Annotated in this window: 16 protein-coding genes and 1 tRNA gene; 12 read left to right on the forward strand and 5 right to left on the reverse strand. The window is 45.5% G+C overall.

The window, feature by feature from the left end:
- From ICN21_RS09560 to ICN21_RS09570, 3 genes are read left to right on the forward strand one after another with little or no spacing between them, the layout of a single operon-like run.
- The gene (locus ICN21_RS09560) at nucleotides 1–2,481 is read left to right on the forward strand and encodes a DNA internalization-related competence protein ComEC/Rec2 (RefSeq protein WP_216861684.1); all 2,481 of its coding nucleotides are present in this window, start codon (nucleotides 1–3) and stop codon (nucleotides 2,479–2,481) included.
- Nucleotides 2,482–2,528: 47 nt separating this feature from the next.
- A complete protein-coding gene (locus ICN21_RS09565) occupies nucleotides 2,529–2,723 on the forward strand; it encodes a type II toxin-antitoxin system HicA family toxin (protein WP_216178241.1) in 195 nt (64 codons plus the stop codon).
- Entirely contained in the window at nucleotides 2,720–3,112 is a 393-nt protein-coding gene (locus ICN21_RS09570; RefSeq protein ID WP_215296504.1) for a type II toxin-antitoxin system HicB family antitoxin, read from the forward strand. Before ICN21_RS09565 ends, ICN21_RS09570 begins: the two co-directional genes overlap by 4 nt.
- A gap of 55 nt (nucleotides 3,113–3,167) precedes the next feature.
- Here ICN21_RS09570 and ICN21_RS09575 read toward each other — a convergent pair.
- Nucleotides 3,168–3,244, reverse strand: a tRNA-Met gene (locus tag ICN21_RS09575).
- Between the two features lie 156 nt (nucleotides 3,245–3,400).
- On the opposite strand from ICN21_RS09575, the gene ICN21_RS09580 reads away from it, so the two are divergent.
- From ICN21_RS09580 to radA, 3 genes are read left to right on the forward strand one after another with little or no spacing between them, the layout of a single operon-like run.
- Nucleotides 3,401–5,341, forward strand: coding sequence for a potassium transporter Kup (locus ICN21_RS09580; RefSeq protein WP_216178242.1), 1,941 nt, complete (start codon nucleotides 3,401–3,403; stop codon nucleotides 5,339–5,341).
- Nucleotides 5,338–5,847 (forward strand): hypothetical protein, encoded by a 510-nt coding sequence (locus ICN21_RS09585; protein WP_215296508.1) that lies wholly within the window; start codon nucleotides 5,338–5,340, stop codon nucleotides 5,845–5,847. Before ICN21_RS09580 ends, ICN21_RS09585 begins: the two co-directional genes overlap by 4 nt.
- Nucleotides 5,848–5,882: 35 nt before the next feature.
- On the forward strand, nucleotides 5,883–7,247 hold the full coding sequence (radA, locus tag ICN21_RS09590) for a DNA repair protein RadA (RefSeq protein ID WP_215296509.1): 1,365 nt from the start codon (nucleotides 5,883–5,885) through the stop codon (nucleotides 7,245–7,247).
- 23 nt (nucleotides 7,248–7,270) lie between these two features.
- Here radA and prmB read toward each other — a convergent pair whose 3' ends face one another.
- From prmB to dapD, 3 genes are read right to left on the reverse strand one after another with little or no spacing between them, the layout of a single operon-like run.
- Nucleotides 7,271–8,167, reverse strand: coding sequence for a 50S ribosomal protein L3 N(5)-glutamine methyltransferase (prmB, locus tag ICN21_RS09595; RefSeq protein WP_216178243.1), 897 nt, complete (start codon nucleotides 8,165–8,167; stop codon nucleotides 7,271–7,273).
- Between the two features lie 44 nt (nucleotides 8,168–8,211).
- Nucleotides 8,212–9,363 (reverse strand): succinyl-diaminopimelate desuccinylase, encoded by a 1,152-nt coding sequence (gene dapE / locus ICN21_RS09600; protein WP_216178244.1) that lies wholly within the window; start codon nucleotides 9,361–9,363, stop codon nucleotides 8,212–8,214.
- A 6-nt stretch (nucleotides 9,364–9,369) separates the two neighbouring features.
- On the reverse strand, nucleotides 9,370–10,197 hold the full coding sequence (dapD, locus tag ICN21_RS09605) for a 2,3,4,5-tetrahydropyridine-2,6-dicarboxylate N-succinyltransferase (protein WP_215296512.1): 828 nt from the start codon (nucleotides 10,195–10,197) through the stop codon (nucleotides 9,370–9,372).
- Nucleotides 10,198–10,371: 174 nt separating this feature from the next.
- Between dapD and smc the strand changes: the two genes are divergently transcribed.
- From smc to ICN21_RS09635, 6 genes are all read left to right on the forward strand, one after another.
- Entirely contained in the window at nucleotides 10,372–13,893 is a 3,522-nt protein-coding gene (smc, locus tag ICN21_RS09610; protein WP_216178245.1) for a chromosome segregation protein SMC, read from the forward strand.
- On the forward strand, nucleotides 13,894–14,958 hold the full coding sequence (locus tag ICN21_RS09615; RefSeq protein ID WP_370624085.1) for a cell division protein ZipA C-terminal FtsZ-binding domain-containing protein: 1,065 nt from the start codon (nucleotides 13,894–13,896) through the stop codon (nucleotides 14,956–14,958).
- A 9-nt stretch (nucleotides 14,959–14,967) separates the two neighbouring features.
- Nucleotides 14,968–16,983, forward strand: a complete 2,016-nt coding sequence (ligA, locus tag ICN21_RS09620) for an NAD-dependent DNA ligase LigA (protein ID WP_216178246.1) — start codon at nucleotides 14,968–14,970, stop codon at nucleotides 16,981–16,983.
- A gap of 12 nt (nucleotides 16,984–16,995) precedes the next feature.
- Nucleotides 16,996–17,760 (forward strand): class II aldolase/adducin family protein, encoded by a 765-nt coding sequence (locus tag ICN21_RS09625; RefSeq protein ID WP_216178247.1) that lies wholly within the window; start codon nucleotides 16,996–16,998, stop codon nucleotides 17,758–17,760.
- Nucleotides 17,761–17,772: 12 nt separating this feature from the next.
- Nucleotides 17,773–17,958: a 4-oxalocrotonate tautomerase gene (locus ICN21_RS09630; protein ID WP_215296516.1), complete on the forward strand. Its 186-nt coding sequence runs from the start codon at nucleotides 17,773–17,775 to the stop codon at nucleotides 17,956–17,958.
- A 118-nt stretch (nucleotides 17,959–18,076) separates the two neighbouring features.
- The gene (locus tag ICN21_RS09635; protein ID WP_216124314.1) at nucleotides 18,077–19,099 is read left to right on the forward strand and encodes a 2-dehydropantoate 2-reductase; all 1,023 of its coding nucleotides are present in this window, start codon (nucleotides 18,077–18,079) and stop codon (nucleotides 19,097–19,099) included.
- A gap of 59 nt (nucleotides 19,100–19,158) precedes the next feature.
- Here the strand turns inward: ICN21_RS09635 and ICN21_RS09640 are convergent, their stop codons facing one another.
- Nucleotides 19,159–20,082, reverse strand: coding sequence for a LysR family transcriptional regulator (locus ICN21_RS09640; protein ID WP_215296518.1), 924 nt, complete (start codon nucleotides 20,080–20,082; stop codon nucleotides 19,159–19,161).
- Between the last annotated feature and the right edge of the window lie 39 nt (nucleotides 20,083–20,121).

A 20,121-nucleotide genomic window follows, 5' to 3' on the forward strand; every position in this document is an offset into this window, starting at 1 on the left:
TTGCGCTTAGCTATTACGGCGTTTATCGCCGGGGGACCGCTCCTTTTCTTTTTTCCGCAAGTGCCATCAGGATGGCCATTTTTTTGTGCTGCTGTAGGCGTGCTGTGTCTATTGTTCTTATATCTGCGACCTCAAGTCAGGTGGTATCAACAGATTTTGATTTGCATCTTGTTGTTTAGTATGGGCTTTGCGTGGAATGCTCACTATGCGGAGAGCCGCTTGGTAAATATTCTTGCTGAGGAGTTGGAGGGTAAAGAATGCAGCATTGAGGGGAGGGTTGCCGCTTTGCCGCAGAGCAGTTCTGCAAGCGCTAAATTCGCTTTTGAGATAGACCATCTATTTTCTGGCAATAGCGAAGTCAGTAACTTTCCTAGGCGGATATATTTAAGTTGGCAACCAGCATGGAGAAGTATCCAAGAAATCCCCGAAATTATTCCAGGACAGCGCTGGAAATTGAAAGTCAAACTAAAGAGACCTTATGGCTCTTTAAACCCTTACACCTTTGATTTTGAGCGCTGGTCCTTTCATCAGGATTTTGGTGCTAGTGGATCTATTAGATCGGGTGAATTGTTAAAAGCAAGTGATATTAGACTGACTGAGTTTGAGCTTCGCATGGAGTTGGCACGTTGGAAATTACGTGAAAAGATCAAATCACTGTTACCAAAGGATGCTCGTTATGGTGGCGTGATGATTGCATTGGTGATGGGTGATCAAAATGCGATTGAGCAGGATGACTGGCGAGTATTTAATGCAACCGGTATAGGTCATCTGATTTCTATCTCAGGATTACATGTCACGATGTTGGCAGGTTTAGGTGCTTCTGCTGCAGGGTGGATATGGAGGCGCCGCGCTCTACCACTCATGATTCCAGTGAGTAAGGTTGCAGCCGCTTCTGGGTTTATCACGGCGTTTATCTATGCTTGGTTAGCTGGCTTTCAGATACCGGCACAAAGAACGATGTATATGGTTGGTGTTGTTGCGTTTGCTTTATGGACTGGTAGAAATCCAAGATCTTTTGATATTTGGTGGTGGGCGCTCGTATTGGTGCTTCTCGTTGATCCGATGGCGCCCTATACACCAGGCTTTTGGCTTTCGTTTGGAGCAGTCGCTGCCATTCTTTATGCCATGAAAGATTCTTCGGGGTTATTGGGTATACCCACTGGGAAAGAGCTAGAGATACATTGGTCAAATCGAGCTTTACAAGCAATGCGCGAAGCATGCCGTGTTCAAGCAGTGGTAACTATCGCTTTACTTCCGTTTACTTTGTATTGGTTTTATCAAGTCTCTGTAGTGTCACCATTGGCTAATGCTTTAGCAATTCCTTTGGTGAGTTACGTTGTTACTCCATTAGCAATCGCAGGCGCATTATTGCCTGACTTTATTGGTCGCTGGCTCTTGCTCCCTGCACATGCATCAATGGAATATCTGGCTCTAGTGCTTGAGTGGATGGCCAATTGGAGTTGGTCTGTGGTTTGGTCTAGTCAGCCGGAGTGGTGGCTCTTGCTGATTTCAGGGGTCGGGATTCTTTATGCAATTCATCCTGGAGAACTCAGGGGTACTTGGTTATACCGGTCATTAGTATTATTACCTTTATTACTACTGTTTATACCAACGGTAAATCTTGGCAATACATCTCTTAAAGCCGGGGAGTTTAGGGCTACCGTATTGGATATTGGACAAGGTACTGCTGTATTGATAGAAACAGCGCATAAGAGATTGCTGTATGACACCGGCCCGATTCAAGGTAAGAGGGATGATGCAGGTCAGCGCGTCATTTTGCCGTATTTACGCGGTAGAGGTATCGATCAAATCGATCGTATGGTTATTAGTCATAGCGATAGTGACCATGTGGGTGGCGCTGCCTCTTTATTGAAACAGATTTCTTTTCAATCAATGATGGGTTCACTGCCGAACAATAACCCACTGCTATTGAATCTTCAGTCTCGAAAAATTCCCAGCATTCCATGTCGTTATGGCCAATATTGGACTTGGGACGAAGTGGAGTTTTTAATTTGGCATCCTCGCGAAGACACTCTTTTTCAAAATCAATACTCAATGAAACCCAATGAGATGAGTTGTGTATTAGAGGTGCGAAATAAAAATGGCTCTTTATGGTTAACGGGAGATGTTGAGAAACAGGGTGAGGCAGAAATTGTTGCTCGCTTGGATCAATTTGCGCTCAATGCAATGGGAGATCGAGAATTTATTTTTATGGCCCCACACCATGGAAGCAAAACATCTTCATCCATTGATTTATTAACGAAATTAAATCCTGATTTTGCTTTTGCCCAAAATGGTTATCGCAATCGTTATGGTCACCCTCACCCCACGGTGACCGCTCGCTATGCAGGTTTAGATATTCCCTTTTATCAAACGCCAAGAACTGGAGCCCAGATTTGGCTTTTTAGAGATCAAGGTAAGTCGAGCTCTAAGGTGATTTTTTGGAGGCAGGAGGTCAAAAGGTTGTGGCATAGGCATTAGATGAGCTTTTCTTTAGTGTGTATGATGTGTATAATTAAAGGAGATGAATGCATAGTAAAAAAGTTATTGAAAAGTTAGTGCGTGACGGTTGGCGTCTGCGGGGAATAAGAGGATCGCATCATGTTTATGTTCATCCCTTGAAGCAAGGTCATATTGTTGTTACACATCCAAGAAAAGATATGCCAACCGGTTTATTAAAGGCAATATTTAAACAAGCAGGCTTAATGGGGGCGGGTGAATGAAATATCCAGTTGCAATTGAGCCGGGCAGTAAGTCAGAGGCATGGGGCGTTATCGTTCCAGATTTGCCGGGCTGTTTTTCTGCTGCTGATAGCGGAATTGACGAGGCTATTGAAAAAGTAAAAGAAGCGATAGAGCTATGGATTGAGGTGGCCTTAGATGAAGGTCAAGAAATACCAAAGCCCAGCTCGTTGAGGGAGCTTCAAAAGCGAAAAGAATTTAAGGGTTATGTCTGGGCAATTGTGGAGATTGATCCCGCTCTACTGTCGGATGATATTGAGAGGATCAACATCACACTACCCAAAAGAGTGTTGGCTAGGTTGGATGCCAAAGCCAAGAGTGCTGGGGAGAATAGATCAGCTTTCATAGCCCACCTTGCATTGATGGCATGAGTTAAAACCAAAAAAGGCTTCCTAGTCGATCGACGAGGAAGCCTTTTTGCTTATTTGGTTGCGGGGGCAGGATTTGAACCTACGACCTTCGGGTTATGAGCCCGACGAGCTGCCAGACTGCTCCACCCCGCGTCTGAAGACATAGATTCTACCATTTTTTGGACCCCTCTGTCGAGGTAAACCTTCAAAAGACGCGTAAATATGCGGTTTTTGCCAGAAATTTGAAATTTAATTGACCCTATATAAGGAGTAACATATTGCCACGCAACATTACCTTAAGGTCGTGAGATGTCAATTAGTAATCCAGAGTTTTCTAGCTCAACGCTTCTGAATCCTGTTCAAGTCAGCGGACCTGGTGGTGAACATAAAAAAAGTCTTGGCGTGATGATGCTCGCAGCAATTGGGGTTGTTTTCGGCGATATCGGTACCAGCCCACTTTACGCACTCAAAGAATGCTTTGATCCAAATCACGGCATCGCTTACACCCCAGAAGCTTTGTTTGGCGTGATCTCAATGATGATCTGGGCCCTGATTTTGGTTGTAACGGTGAAATATGTTTTATTTGTGATGCGAGCCGACAACAAGGGTGAGGGTGGCGTTCTTTCTTTAATGGCATTAGCTCTTCGTTCTTTTGATAGTAAATCAAAGGGCTATTTCTTTTTTATGATCATGGGCATGCTCGGGGCATGCATGCTGTTGGGCGAATCTGTTATCACTCCAGCCATCTCTGTTTTATCAGCGGTTGAAGGTATTGAGATTGCGGCACCTGGGCTACATAAATTCATTATCCCCATATCACTCATTATTTTGGTTGCTCTATTTTTGATTCAGAAATACGGCACTGCTGCAGTCGGAAAATTATTTGGCCCAATTACGCTCGCTTGGTTTATTACGCTCGCGGTCTTAGGTGTTTTGAATATTGGTGATGCTCCAGAAATCATTGCCGCATTTAATCCTTTATATGCCGTTGATTTCATAGCGCTTCACCCTACTACCGCATACATTGTGATGGGTGCTGTAGTGTTGGTGGTGACTGGTGTCGAAGCACTTTATTTAGATATGGGTCATTTTGGGCGTACTCCCGTTCGTTATGCATGGTTAATAGTTGTCTTGCCAAGCTTGCTAATTAACTATTTGGGACAGGGCGCCTTAGTACTTTCGAACCCTGAGGCAATTAAGAATCCCTTTTACTTGATGGTTCCAGAGTGGGCATTGTGGCCAACCGTTGGCTTGGCTACTGCTGCAACTGTGATTGCTTCCCAGGCCGTAATTTCCGGAGCATATTCATTGGTCAGCCAAGCAATTTTATTGGGCTTTATGCCGCGTATGAACATTCTTCACACCTCTGATTCTGAGCAAGGGCAAATTTACATACCGATTATAAATTGGGCTTTGTTGTTTATGGTGGTGGTGACTATTATTGAGTTTAGAGAGTCTGTTAATTTAGCGGCTGCTTATGGAATTTCAGTAACGTCAACAATGCTCATTACAACCATTTTGTTGGCGGTAGTCATGTTCCGAGAGTGGAAGATGAATGTTGTATTGGTGGCCTTCATTGCAACTGCTTTTTTCTTAGTTGATTTTGCTTTCTGGACTGCTAATCTGATTAAGATTAAAGATGGTGGCTGGTACCCATTAGCCCTGGGCTTACTTTGCTTTACCTGCCTAATTACTTGGTACCGCGGTCGTCAAATTTTGCGTAAGCGTGCCGTGGAGGGCGGTATTGAGTTAAGTAGCTTTATCAGCGCTTTACTAGCACACCCACCTCACCGTGTTGAAGGTAATGCAATATTCTTAACTGCTCACGTTGATTATTTACCAGTATCTTTTTTGCATAACCTCAAACATAACCATGTGCTACATGAAAGAGTTTTCTTCTTGAAAGTCAGTATTTGGGATGTACCTTATGTAAGCGACGAGGATCGCATTACCCTTAAAGATTTGGGCGGTAATATATTTGTAGTAAGAGCTATCTATGGATTTAAAGAGACTCCTGATATGGGAAAAATTATTAGCTTGATTGAGGAAAGCTTTAAGATGAAATTCGATATGATGAATACTTCTTTCTTCTTATCGCGAGATACGATCGTTCCCTCTGCTATGCCTGGCATGGCATTGTGGCGTGAGCGTCTATTCTGTTGGATGTATCAAAATGCAGGCCGTCAATCAGACTTCTTTAATATCCCAGCAAATCGCATTGTTGAACTAGGCTCAAAGGTGGAAATTTGAGAAAGAATTTTTCTCAGCGATCCAAAATATTCATTGGGATATTTTTATTACTGAGCTCCATTAGCGGTATTACCTTAGCAACGCCTGCTGAAGAGGCTGAGTTGGCTAAATTGGATAAGATCGAGTCAGAGCTAGAGTTGCAAAGAGACTGGGCTAAGTATCGCTGGGGTAAGGCTTCATCAGATTGCTATCAAAACTATTGGGTGAACTATTGCTTGCGTAGCGCTAGGGCAGAATATCGTAAAGAAATTGATCCCATTAGCGAACAAGAGCGTGCTTTGCATGAAGTACAACGCAATTTACGTAAGAGTATTAAAGATCAGGAAGATCAAAAGCGTGCCGCTGAGCGGGCCTCGCCTGTCAAGGCTGCAGAACGGGTTGATAATCAACGCGAGTTTGAAGATAAGCAAAAAGCTGCGGCTGCAAGAGCGGCCGATCTAGAGCAGCGTCGCAAGGACGCCCCTAAGCGTGCCCAAGAAAATAAAGCTGGCACGCAACTCGATTAACACTGAATTTATTAGCTTCAATTACTAGGAATCTCTTGGCTAAAGTCAAAACGGTTTATATCTGCCAATCTTGTGGCGGTACTTCTGCAAAGTGGCAGGGCCAATGCCCATCTTGTCAGGCGTGGAATACTATGGAAGAGGGCTTGCCCGAGACCACTTCTAACTCACGGTTTCAGGGTTTAGCGCAATCATTACCAAGACAAAAACTCTCTGCAATTACTGCCGAAGATTTGCCACGTTTTAGTACTGGTGTTGAAGAGTTCGATCGCGTATTAGGTGGTGGCCTAGTACCTGGTGGCGTAGTTTTATTGGGTGGCGATCCAGGAATTGGTAAATCAACACTCTTACTGCAAGCTTTGGCTGAGATGAGCTCTGTAGGTATGAATGTGCTTTATAGCAGTGGTGAAGAATCGGCTGCACAAATAGCATTGCGTGCAAAACGCATTACGCTCAATGCGCCACAACTAGAGGTCTTAGCAGAAATTCAGTTAGAAAAACTCATCTCCATCATGGATACTGTCAAGCCACAGGTATTGGTGGTGGACTCTATTCAGACTTTGTATTCTGAGGTGTTAAGTTCAGCGCCAGGTTCCGTCGCCCAAGTGCGTGAGTGCGCTGCCCAACTCACCAGAGCCGCAAAATCCAGTGGGATCTGTGTATTGATGGTGGGTCATGTGACTAAAGATGGCCACTTGGCTGGCCCACGGGTGCTGGAGCACATTGTGGATACGGTATTGTATTTTGAGGGCGATACCCATTCTTCATTTCGTTTAGTGCGCTCGATTAAGAATCGTTTTGGTGCCGTTAACGAGCTTGGTGTATTTGCAATGACTGAAAAAGGTCTACGAGGGGTCACTAACCCGTCAGCAATCTTCTTATCGCAGCACGAGCAAATGGTTCCCGGCGCTTGCGTATTAGTTACTCAAGAGGGCAGTAGACCACTCTTGGTAGAAATTCAGGCATTGGTAGATACAGCACATGTTCCTAACCCACGGCGTCTAGCAGTTGGCTTAGAGCAAGCCCGTTTAGCAATGCTCTTAGCGGTATTGCATCGCCATGCGGGCGTGGCGTGTTTTGATCAAGATGTATTTTTAAATGCTGTTGGCGGCGTCAAGATTTCAGAACCAGCGGCTGACCTGGCAGTGCTGCTAGCAATTCAGTCATCGATTCGTAATCGCGCCTTACCTAAGGAGCTCATTGTCTTTGGTGAGGTAGGATTGGCTGGAGAGATTCGTCCTTGTCCGCGCGGTCAAGAGCGTTTGAAAGAGGCTGCTAAGTTAGGCTTTACAGTGGCCATTATTCCAAAGGCGAATATGCCCAAGACCAAGATCCCGGGCTTAAAAGTAATTCCTGTAGAGCGAATTGATCAAGCGATCGCAGCTGCTGCAGAACTCAGTTAATTTTCAGTAAATCGTTTTATTTTTTAACGCAGATCTTCTGCTTGTATTAAGAGTACTTGCTCTTCGCCAGCGGACACTTCCATCCAAATCACAGGAATTTGTGGGAACGCCTTTTTAAAGTTCTCATACTCATTACCAATTTCAAGCAGAATAGCGCCACGTTCAGAGAGATAATCTGGCGCTTGAGCAATAATCCTGCGAATTAAATCCATGCCGTCATCACCACCCGCAAGGGCCAAGGCTGGTTCAGCTTGATATTCAGCTGGTAGAGCGCTCATTGAAGTGGCATTGACATAAGGTGGGTTGCAAATAATCAGATCAAAGAGGTTGTCTTCATTGGGCTCGGGTAGTGCATCCCAAAGATCGCCATCTAATAATTCCACTTGAGAGCTTAAGCTATGGCGATCCACATTGCGTGCTGCAACAGATAAGGCTGGCATGCTGATATCACAAGCGCTCACATGAATATCAGGACAAGAAAGAGCAAGCAAGATAGCCAAAGAGCCATTGCCAGTGCAAAGATCTAATGCTTTGCCATCGGCCGGTAACCATGGCTCCAATGATCCATCCACAATCAGCTCCGCAATCCATGAACGGGGAACAATACTTTGTTCGCTACAGAAAAATGGCACACCCATTAACCAAGCTTCACCCAAAATGTAGGCTAGTGGTTTACGAGTTGCAATTCTTTGCTCAGCGATAGCGAATGCCATTTGGTATTGATCGCTCGTTAGTGTTCGCTCTAGATGATCTAGTGCTTCTGCAGGACTGAGTTCCAATTGTTTGCTGGTAATCCACAAGGCTTCACTCTGCGCATCGATAGCGCCATGCCCATAATGCAATTTTGCGGCCTCTAGTTTGAGTGCGACTTGATCAATGCACTGATTGACTGTAAAGGCTTGTGAAGGCTCAGGGTCCATGATGGATGAATTGTGTATTAAAAAAGAAAAGCAGTGGGGTGAGATTAAGCTATGAGCTGCTCAAGCGTTTTGCGATAGATATTTTTGAGTGGCTCAACATCATCAATGATGACGCACTCATCGATTTTGTGGCTAGTCGCATTGAGCGGCCCAAATTCCACAACCTCTTTGCAGATCTTGGCGATAAAGCGACCATCGCTAGTACCCCCAGTAGTGGAGAGTTCGGTATCCACTCGTGTCTCGGCTTTAATGGCTTTGCGTAAGGCACCTGCTAAATCGCCATCACCAGTAATGAACGGGCTGCCACCTAATACCCAGTCGATCCCAAAATCAAGACCAGCGTCTTTGAGAATATTTTCAAGACGTTCGCGCAATTGTTCTGGTTTGCTCTCGGTAGAGAAGCGGAAATTAAAATCGATTACCAGCTCACCAGGAATCACATTATTGGCACCAGTGCCCGCATGAACATTCGAAATCTGAAAACTGGTTGGCTGGAAATATTGATTGCCCTTATCCCACTCAGTCTCTACCAATGCTGTAATGGCTGGCGCAGACAAGTGAATTGGATTCGCACCTAAATGAGGGTAGGCAATATGCGCTTGTATACCTTTGATCTTCACTTTGCCGGATAAAGAGCCGCGACGACCATTTTTAATCATGTCACCCAACTGATCAACAGAGGTTGGTTCGCCAATCACGCAGTAATCCAAGCGTTGACCATGTTGTTGTAAACGCTCACACATGATGACAGTGCCATCATTGGCGGGACCCTCTTCATCGCTAGTAATTAAGAAGGCAATGGAACCTTGATGATCAGGATGGGTAGTAACAAATTCTTCTGTGGCAACTACAAATCCAGCTAGAGAGGTTTTCATATCAGCTGCACCACGACCGTAGAGTAAGCCATCACGAATCGTTGGCGTAAATGGGTTGCTGGTCCATTTTTCAAGCGGGCCAGTGGGCACTACATCGGTATGACCAGCAAACATCAGCACTTTGCCTTGATCGCCCGCTTTCCCTTTTTTGATGGCCCAAAGATTGGTGACCTGAAAATTCTCAGGCCCACTAATAACGCTCTCAGTATGAAAGCCAATTGCTTGTAAGCGTTGAGCAATTAAATCCTGGCAGCCACCATCGGCCGGTGTTACGGAATGGCAAGCGATCAGAGCTTCAGTAAGCTCAAGTGTGGCGCTCATAGATTTTTAGTCGCGCAGCAGTTCGTTGATGGCAGTCTTGGCTCTGGTTTGTGCATCCACTTTTTTCACAATGATTGCAGCATACAAACTGTACTTACCGCAAGCAGAAGGCAATGAGCCTGGAACTACTACTGAGCCAGCAGGAACACGACCGTAATGAACTTCACCAGTTTCACGATCATAAATTTTGGTACTTTGACCAATATAGACACCCATGGAGAGAACCGAATTCTCTTCAATGACGACCCCTTCAACTACTTCAGAGCGGGCGCCAATAAAGCAGTTATCTTCAATAATCACTGGGCCAGCTTGAATTGGCTCTAAAACACCGCCAATCCCAACGCCACCAGAAAGGTGAACGTTTTTACCAATTTGAGCGCAAGAACCAACGGTTGCCCAAGTGTCGACCATAGTACCTTCACCAACATAAGCACCAATATTGACATAAGAGGGCATCAAAACAGCATTTTTGCCAATAAAAGAGCCTCGACGAGCCATAGCAGGGGGAACCACGCGGAATCCGCCTGCTGCAAAGTCAGCAGCCGTATAGCCTTCAAATTTGCTAGGAACCTTATCGTAGAACTGAGTGTAACCACCAGCACTCATTGGAACGTTGTCCTCTAGGCGGAAAGAAAGCAGTACTGCTTTCTTAACCCACTGATTTACTTCCCACTTACCGACATCGCGACGCTCGGCGACTCGAATGGTGCCCGCATTGAGGCCTTCCAAGACCGCATTTACAGCGCTCCGGACGCTTCCAGGGGCGCTGTTGGGTGAGAGGTCTGCGCGGTTTTCCCAGGCTTGTTCAATGATGCTTTGTGGTGATTGGCTCATGCTTTTTAGTTAACTATCAGATTGTTAAGGGATTTTGTCCCTGAAGGTAGATCTATCATTATATCGATGGGGCAAAAACGCGTCTAAGTAGCCTTAAGCTTGCTATCATCTTCCCACTTTAGATGTAAATTTTTACCCCTTTTTTGAACCTCTTTTTTCCCTGCAAAGTACGCCGTGCAACTGAAATCTATCAAACTTTCCGGCTTTAAGTCTTTCGTTGACCCAACCCATTTTGAAATGCCTGGCCAATTAATTGGCGTTGTGGGTCCTAACGGTTGCGGAAAGTCGAACATTATCGACGCCGTGCGCTGGGTTTTGGGTGAATCCCGAGCCAGTGAATTACGTGGCGAGTCTATGCAAGACGTTATTTTTAATGGTTCTGGCTTACGTAAACCCTCTGGTCGTGCCAGTGTGGAACTCATTTTTGACAATTCGGAAGGACGCGCTCAAGGGCAGTGGAGTGCTTTTACAGAATTGGGTATTAAACGTGTTTTGACGCGTGACGGCAATTCAAGTTACTACGTCAACAATCAAGTTGTGCGTCGTAAAGATATTCAAGATATTTTCTTGGGTACCGGTATGGGTCCAAGAGGTTACGCCATTATTGGTCAAGGCACGATTAATCGCATCTTGGAGGCAAAACCAGAAGAGTTGCGCGTGTTCTTGGAAGAGGCAGCTGGGGTTTCTAAATACAAAGAGCGTCGTAAAGAAACTGCTTCTCGTTTAGAAGACACTGTCGAAAATTTAACCCGTGTTGAAGATATTTTGCGTGAGCTTGATCAACAACTCACTCGCTTAGAAAAACAAGCAACAGTTGCCGAGCGTCATGCAGAGCTCTCCGCGCAAATGAAATCCCAGCAACAGTTACTCTGGTTTGTGCGTCAGACCGAGGCTGGAAAAGAGCAAGAGCGTCATGCCAATGCTATCCGTGATACCCAAGTGAACTTAGAAGAGCAGACTGCTAAGTTGCGTCATGCTGAGTCTGAGCTGGAAACCATGCGTACTCAACAATACGCATTGCAAGATAAAGTCTCTGAGGCGCAAGGTGAGTTATATCAAACCAACTCTGATGTGAGTCAAGTTGAATCACAGATTCATTATGTGCAAGAAGCGCGCCAACGCTTACAACAACAAACTCAAGATTTGCAAGCACAATTGCAGCGCTGGACCGTACAAGAAACTGATGCCGCTCAAGCGCAACGCACTGCTGAGCATGAACTAAATGAAGCTTCAGAAAAAGAACAAACTCTCTTGGCAGACCTCACTGGCTTACAAGGGCAGATGCCAAGTCGTGAAGAGGCTTATCAAACTGCTGCACGTGATCTCAATAACGCCCGCGAAAGCTTAGCCTCTATTGAACAACGTCTTGCGAGTTTGGGTGAGCGTATTCGTGCCATGTCAGCTCAATCCGATGAGCTCAAAGGGCGTGAAGCCCGCTTAAGAGGTGAGCTTGATGGTATGCGTAGGCCAGATGCAGAAGCTTTGCAAATGGCGATTGATCGTCAAGCTATGGCGCAGCGCAAAGTTGAAGAGTCAAAACAACGCGCAGGTGAAACACAGCAACGCGTGCCTGCTGCAGATGAGGCACGTAATGCTGCCCAACAAAAAATTCAGACAGCCAATCAAGATTTGGCTCAAACTGAGGCTAAGTTAACTGCTTTGACCGCCTTACAAGCCAGCGTGCAAGCGCAAGGCAAGATTGGTCCATGGCTTGAAAGTAAAGGTCTTAAAGAAAGTAAGCGTCTCTGGCAAGAGCTCAAAGTAGAGAGCGGTTGGGAAGCCGCTTTGGAGTCGGTATTGCGTGAGCGTTTGGCTGCAGTGACTGCAAAGAGTGTGCAAGAAACTCTCGCTTTAGCCAATGATGCGCCTCCAAGTCGTTTGGCGATTTTGCTGACAGAAGAAATTAGCCCAGCACATACATCAGCTCCAGCGGATTTCACACCTTTATTAAGTCGTGTGCAAAGTGCTGGTGCCCCAAGGCTTACCTCTGTGTTGCAAGAGTGGTTAGACAATATTTATATTGCCTCCAGTCTCGAAGATGCTTTGCATCGCCGTGAAAAATTACCAGCTGGTGGTGCATTTGTTACTCAGCAAGGCCATTTAGTGAGTCGTGTAAGCGTGCAGTTATATGCAGCAGATTCTGAGCAGGCTGGTATGTTGGCCCGTGCGCAAGAGATGGAAAGTCTTGAGAAACAGTTACGCGCTCAAAAATTGATGCAGAGCGAATTGCAAGGTGAACTAGATCAATGCGTTGCTAACTATCAAGCGGCTCATCAAGCAGCAGAGCAAGCTCGTATCAATGCTGAGCAGGCAGTGCAAGAAGCTCATGGCTTTGAAGTAGAGAGAATGCAGTTAACTCAGGCTGAAGAACAATATAGCCAGCGCGCTGCCCAAATTCAGGATGAATTGGGTGAGTTGCGTCTGCAAGGTGAGCAATTAGGTAATACACAAGAGCAATCTGCGGCAGAGTTAAGTCAAGCAGAAGAATCTAAGCAGGGCCTCCAAGATGCTTTAGCATCTGCTCAAGAAAAATTAGAGGCTGCCACGCAAGAACGTGATCGTTTGCGTGAATCTTTACGCGCAGCAGAAATGTCTGCACAAGAGGCTGCCTTTGCAACTCGCTCACTGCAACAGCGTATAGCAGACTTGCAACGTGATCAAAGTACTGCTCGCACTCAGATCATGGAGATTCAGGATAAGTTTGATCAGGCCACTCAAGAGTTAGTTTCCTTAAGTGACGAAGAAGCGCAAGAAAAATTACAGGGACTCTTGTTAGCTCGTAGCGCGCGTGAAGCGGCTTTGGCAAACGCTCGTACTGAGCAAGATGCTTTATTACATCAATTGCGTGAGGCTGATGAAGCCCGTATGCAGATAGAGCGTAGCTTGCAGCCAATGCGCGATAAGGTGGTGGATTTGCAATTGCGTGAGCAGGCTGCCCGCTTGAACTATGAGCAATTTGCGACTTTGTTGACCGATGCAGAAGCTGACTTAACTGCCTTGGAAGCAAACTTTAGTCCTGACCTAAAGGTGGGTGCCTTGCAGACTGAAGTCAATCGTTTAAATACTGAGATTCAATCATTGGGTCCAGTGAATATGGCTGCGCTTGATGAGTTATCCAGCTCACGTGAGCGTAAGCAGTTTTTAGATGCACAATCTGCTGACTTGAATGAAGCAATGCAGACTCTGACTGATGCGATTGCCAAGATTGATGCAGAGACTCGTGATTTATTGCAAGGCACCTTTGATCAAGTCAATGGTCACTTTGGAAAATTATTCCCAGAACTGTTCGGCGGTGGTCATGCTGAATTGGTGATGACTGGTGAAGAGATTTTGGACGCGGGCGTTCAAGTAATGGCCCAACCTCCAGGCAAGAAAAATAGCAGCATCTACTTGCTCTCCGGTGGTGAAAAGGCTTTGACGGCGATCGCACTGGTTTTCTCTCTTTTCTTGTTGAATCCAGCTCCATTCTGCTTACTTGATGAGGTTGATGCACCGTTAGACGATGCCAATACCCTGCGCTATTCTCAACTGGTCGCCAAAATGTCAGATAAAACACAGTTTTTGTTTATCTCCCACAACAAAATCACCATGGAAATTGCCCATCAGTTGATTGGTGTCACGATGCAAGAGCAAGGCGTATCACGCATTGTTGCCGTGGATATCTCTTCAGCGGTTTCAATGGTAGAGGCTGCTTAAGTGTACGTAGAACAAATCATGACAATGTTGGGCTTGTCTGATTTGCAGTTTGCCTTAGCAGTTATTGGCCTACTGATTTTGATATTGGTAGCCATCCTCAACCTTAAATACTCCCGGGCACGTCGTAAAGCAAGAGAGCAGAGTGAATATGCTCTTGATGATCGCTTTGCACGCGAGCCTAGTTTTGTTCAGGGCTTTGCAGATGCTGACTCAAGTGAGCGTAATGAACCTAGTTTTGCTAGCGCGCTTTTAGCAACGACTTCTACTCCTGAGAAGTTTGCCATCGATCCTCGTATTGACTGCGTCATTACACTACGCTTTGATGAAGGTATCAGCGGGGCAGAGATTCTTGAAGAAATTAATACATGGACAGACTTACAAACGCAATCTGCTGCAAAGTGGATGTGCGAAGGTTTGAATGTTGATCAGGGGTGGGAAGAGTTAAACCCGCAATCTTCATACTCTGAACTCCAATTAGCTATTCAATTAGCAAGTCGCCGAGGTGCTATTGGCGTCTTGGAATTATCTGATTTCTGTTCTCGCGCTCAAGCGCTCGCCGATACCCTGGGTTCCCAAATCGACATGCCTAGCGTCAACTCCATGCTAGAGAGCGCTAAGGAGTTGGATGTGATGGCGGCAGATAGTGATATTCAACTCAGCATCAACGTACTCTTTGATGAAGCTTGCCCTTGGGGTAATTTTGATGCACTGATGCGTCAACGTGGCTTCAAGTTAGCGCGTAACGGCCGTGAATATGAGTTCTATAGTAGTGGGGCATTGATCTTTACCAGCGCAGGTTTAGATCCAAATAAGCCGGTAATGCAATTGACCTTACTCTTAGAAGTTCCTCTGGTTGCGCAAGAAGAGCGCGCCTTTGAAAGAATGTTGGCTGAGGGCGTGGAGATTGCACAAGCTGCTCATGGTCGTTTAGTAGATGACAATGGTATTAATTTGAGCGAAGCAGCTGTGATCAGTATTCGTCAGCATCTTGATGGCCTTTATGCCAATCTTGAGAAATCTGGCATCCCCGCTGGATCTTCCACAGCTAGCAGACTCTTTAGCTAGGACATCACCTTGTCGTCGAATAGTCCGATAAATACAGCGGAGCGTTACGCATTCTTACAGGCTGAGCTTGCCCGCCTAGAGCATGCTTACTATGTTCTAGATAATCCACTATTACCTGATATTGAATATGACCGCCTCTATCGAGAGTTATTGGATATTGAAGCGGCTCATCCAGAGTGGATTACACCAGAGTCCTTATCTCAACGGGTCGGTGGCACTGCCTTAAAAGAGTTTGACTCAGTGACTCATGAAGTACCTATGCTCTCGCTCAATAATGCATTTGAAGAAGCTGAGCTAAGCGCTTTTGATCGTCGTTGTCGTGAAGGCTTGCACGCAGATCATGTTACTTATGCGGGCGAGTTAAAGTTTGATGGTCTAGCCATTTCTCTGCGTTATGAAAATGGCTCTCTAGTCAGAGCCGCTACTCGTGGTGATGGAGCCAGTGGTGAAGACGTTACTGCGAACATCAAAACAATTCGTGCCATCCCTCTGAAATTAACGGGTAAAAGTATTCCACGAGTTTTAGAGGTTCGTGGTGAAGTCTTTATGTACCTTCAAGACTTTCAAAAAATGAATCAACAGGCAGCTGCTAGTGGCGAAAAAGAATTTGCCAACCCTCGCAATGCTGCTGCGGGAAGCTTACGTCAATTAGATTCAAAGATCACCGCAAAAAGACCGCTTTCTTTCTTTGCCTATGGGCTGGGTGCTTTAGAGCCGCAGTCTTGGCTACCAAAAACTCATGAAGAATTACTCAACGCTTATACAGAACTTGGGTTGCCAGTGTGCTCAGAGCGCAGGGTTCTTCATTCAGTTGCGGAGATCTTGGCTTTCTACAATGAGATTGGTGCCAAACGTGATGCATTACCCTATGACATCGACGGCGTTGTCTATAAAGTCAATTCATTTGCAGAGCAGACAAAACTTGGCTTTGTATCTAGAGCTCCACGATTTGCATTAGCTCATAAGTATCCAGCTCAAGAGGCGCTGACTACTGTATTGGGGATCGATGTGCAAGTAGGTCGTACTGGCGCAATTACTCCCGTTGCACGACTGGCTCCAGTTGAGGTGGGTGGCGTTACTGTTACCAATGCTACCTTGCATAACGAGGATGAAGTCAGGCGCAAGGATGTGCGTATTGGGGATACCGTTTCGGTACGAAGAGCAGGTGATGTGATTCCCGAAGTAGTGTCGGTGATCAAAGATCGCCGACCCGCAGATACGAAAGAATTTGTGATGCCAGTTAATTGCCCAGTATGTGATTCCCATATTGAGCGTTTAGCCGATGAAGCAGTGGCACGCTGTAGTGGCGGCTTATTTTGTGGTGCGCAGCGTAAGCAAGCTTTAATTCACTTTGCCCACAGAAGGGCTCTCGATATTGAAGGTTTGGGTGAAAAGATTGTTGATCAATTAGTAGATCAAAATCTCGTGAGAACGCCGGCTGATCTTTATCGCCTCGGTTTCACCGCTTTAGCGAATCTAGAGCGAATGGGTGATAAGTCAGCGGATAATCTCATTCAGGCGATTAATCAATCTAGAAATACCACCTTAGCTAGATTTATCTTCGCCCTCGGTATTCGTCATGTTGGCGAGACCACCGCAAAGGACTTGGCCAATCATTACCAATCGATGCATGCGCTCATGGATGCCAGTATCGAGGATTTATTGACTGTTAAAGATGTGGGTCCTGTGGTTGCAGACTCAATCACCAGCTTTATGCAAGAAGCACATAACCGAGAGGTCATTGAGCAGCTCCTGGCTTCAGGAATGCAGCTTTCTGTCGAGGAAAAAATCATCAGCGCAGCTGTAGCGGGTAAAACATTTGTCCTTACTGGCACCTTCCCAACAATGACCCGCGATGAAGCTAAGGAACTCCTGGAAAAAGCGGGTGCTAAAGTCGCTGGCTCAGTTTCTAAAAAAACTGACTATGTTGTTGCAGGAGAGGATGCAGGCAGCAAGCTTACTAAGGCAGAAGAGTTGGGTGTACTAGTGATTGATGAGTCAACAATGTTGCATTTATTAAAGTAGTTCTATTCTCAGATGAATTCCTTGCATTCTAAATTTCATATCAACTCCGAGGATTGGGCTGGCTTAGAGCCAATCTCTGACCAAGAAAAACAAGTTCGCATTGATTTAGCGACAGCTTATCAATTGGCTTATTTAAAGAATTGGGATGATGGAATCTATACCCATATTTCAGCTTCAGTGCCTGATGAAGATGGTGCTTATTTACTCAATCGATTTGGATTGCGCTTTAATGAAGTGACTCCTCAAAATTTAGTAAAGGTAAACCTGCAGTGCCAGGTATTGACAGGAGAAGGCCCTGTCAATCAGACAGGGTTTGCGATTCATGGTGCAGTACATGCTGCGCGCCCTGATGCAAAGTGTGTATTACATCTTCACGTAGATTCAGTAATTGCCGTATCGGCTCAAGCAAAAGGACTCTTGCCAATTTCGCAGCACGCTTTACGTTTTTATCGTGATGTGGCGTACCACGACTATCAGGGATTGGCATTGTCTGCCAAGGAGCAGGCTACTCTATTAGAAAATTTGGCTGATAAGAAAGCAATCCTTTTGCATAACCACGGCAGCATTGTTTGTGGAGCTTCCATACAGCAAGCATTTTATTTAATGGATGTTCTGGATAAGGCCTGCAAAATTCAGGCGCTATCTAGGTCTGATCAGGATTTTATTTGTCCACCTGCTGAAATCTGCGAATTAACTTATAGACAGCTATGTAGCGATGGGGATGATGAGGGTCGGCTAGAATGGCCTGCATATCAAAGAGCTTTGATGGATAGCTAAAAGGAGAAAACAATGCCATTAATTCAAGTGCAATTATTCGAAGGTCGTAGTGATGATGTAAAGCGGGAATATGCAAAAGCCATCACAGAGGCTGCTGTAAAAATTATGGGTTGCACTGCAGCATCAGTCGATGTGATTTATCAGGATGTAAAAAAATCTGATTGGGCAACAGCAGGAAAACTGTGGAGTGATTCCTAGCTATTAAATAGTCGATATTCCTTCCGGGAATATCTCATATAGCATCTCTTGTATTCACAAGCGAACATAGTTTGCGCAAGATACTTCAAATCATATTTTTAGATTCTGAGGAGGCTGTATGAAAATCTGCGTCATTGGAGGTGGTGGAGCAATTGGTGGTTACTTGGCTGCTAAATTAGCCAGGGCTGGTAATCAAGTAACCGTAGTTGCGCGGGGCGCTACCCTTGCAACAATCCAAAAAAATGGTCTAACACTCTATATGGAGAGCGAGCCTCGTCCTATTGTTGCTCAGGTTAGGGCAGTGGAAAAAATTAGTGATGTCGGCATACCTGATGTCATCATGTTGGCTGTAAAGGCACATCAAATTGAGCCAATCATTGATGATTTGGCAAGCATTGTTGGCCCTGAGACCACATTGATCCCAATGCAAAACGGCATTCCATGGTGGTACTTCCAAAATCTACCAGGCCCATTTGAAAACTTCCCGGTAGAGACGGTCGATGCTGGTGGGCAGATTATGAAAAAGATTCATCCACGAAATGTGATTGGTTGTGTTGTCTATCCAGCCACCTATGCAGAGTCTCCTGGCGTAATCCGTCATGTAGAGGGCAATCGTTTTCCGCTTGGTGAGCTTGATGGATCTCAATCCGAGCGCATCCAAAAAATTTCTCAGATGATGTCAGATGCTGGATTTAAGTCACCTATCTTAGAAGATATCCGCTCAGAGATTTGGTTAAAGCTCTGGGGTAATATGACTTTTAATCCTATCAGTGCGCTCACTCATGAGCATCTTGAGGGCATTTGCAGAAATCCTCTGACTAAGGATTTGGCGCGCAATATGATGCTCGAGGCACAAACTATTGCTGAGAAGTTAGGAGTTATATTCCGGGTGGATGTTGAAAGACGTATTTCTGGAGCAGAAAAAGTTGGTAAACACAAAACCTCAATGCTTCAGGATCTCGAAGCTGGCAATAACTTAGAGATCGATGCACTCCTTGGTTCTGTGATTGAGCTTGGGCGCATTACCAATACTCTGACACCTTGTTTAAGCACTGTATTTGCTTTAACTAAACTTTTAAATACTAAGGTTCAAACCTCACAAGGCAGGTTGGCTCTGCCAGAGCTTGTACTTGAACATTAGTCTTACCAAAGTCCTGCAGTATGTTGTAGTTTGATCCCATCTTGATGATGGGATTTTTTTTATTCAGACTTTCCTGCCGGTAAACCCTTCCACCATTCCCCTTTAAATTGTCCCTGCAGCCAATCAATACATTGGACTACTTTGGTGGGGACATGTTTTGGTGAGGAGAAGACCGCATGAATTTCTTGACTTGGTAGTGTCCAATCCTCCAAGATGGGTCTCAGAACTCCATCCTTCATCGATTGATGCGCTACATAACAGGGGAGTGCAGCCAAACCCATACCTGCTCTAGCTGCTGATAAGACGGAAGAGAGATTGTTAGAGGTAAACGGCCCTTTCACCTCGATAGATTCTGAATGACCTGATTGGTCTGTGAAACTCCAGCGATGGTCGCCTTGCACCGTGGAGTAGATTAAGGCAAGGTGTTTACGGATTTCCTCTGGGGCTTTTGGGATCGAGTGTTTTTCGAGATACTGAGGGGTAGCAACCAATACCCAAGGGTTGGTACCAAGAAATCTCGATCCTAAAGAAGAGTCTGGTAAACGTCGCATCCGAATCGCTAAATCGACACCTTGTTCGACAAGATTGATATATCGATCATCCATACTGAGATTGACTTCAAGCTCTGGATGAAGTGCCATAAATTCGAGAATGGAGGGTGTGAGAACCCGCCGCCCAAAAGCAACCGATGAATTAATCGTTAGCCTGCCCCGAACTTTGGATTGCATCAAGGAGGCCAGGTCATCAGCCTCTTCAATTTCACGGGCTATCAACTTGCATTTCTCGTAATAAATTTTCCCAATCTCAGTGGGGGTGACTCCACGAGTGCTGCGGTGCAGCAGTAATGCCCCTAAGCGCTTCTCCATGGATGCAACAAATTTGGTGGCTGTGGGTTGGGTAATGCCTAAATCTTCAGCAGCCTTACTAAATGAGCCCGTTTCTACGACTCGAATAAAGAGGGATATTCCTTGTACGCGATCCATGACAGGGCTCTCTGGTGGCAATAGATAGGTGATTTTTAC

This window comes from Polynucleobacter sp. AP-Feld-500C-C5, assembly GCF_018882265.1.
Taxonomy (GTDB): Bacteria; Pseudomonadota; Gammaproteobacteria; order Burkholderiales; family Burkholderiaceae; genus Polynucleobacter.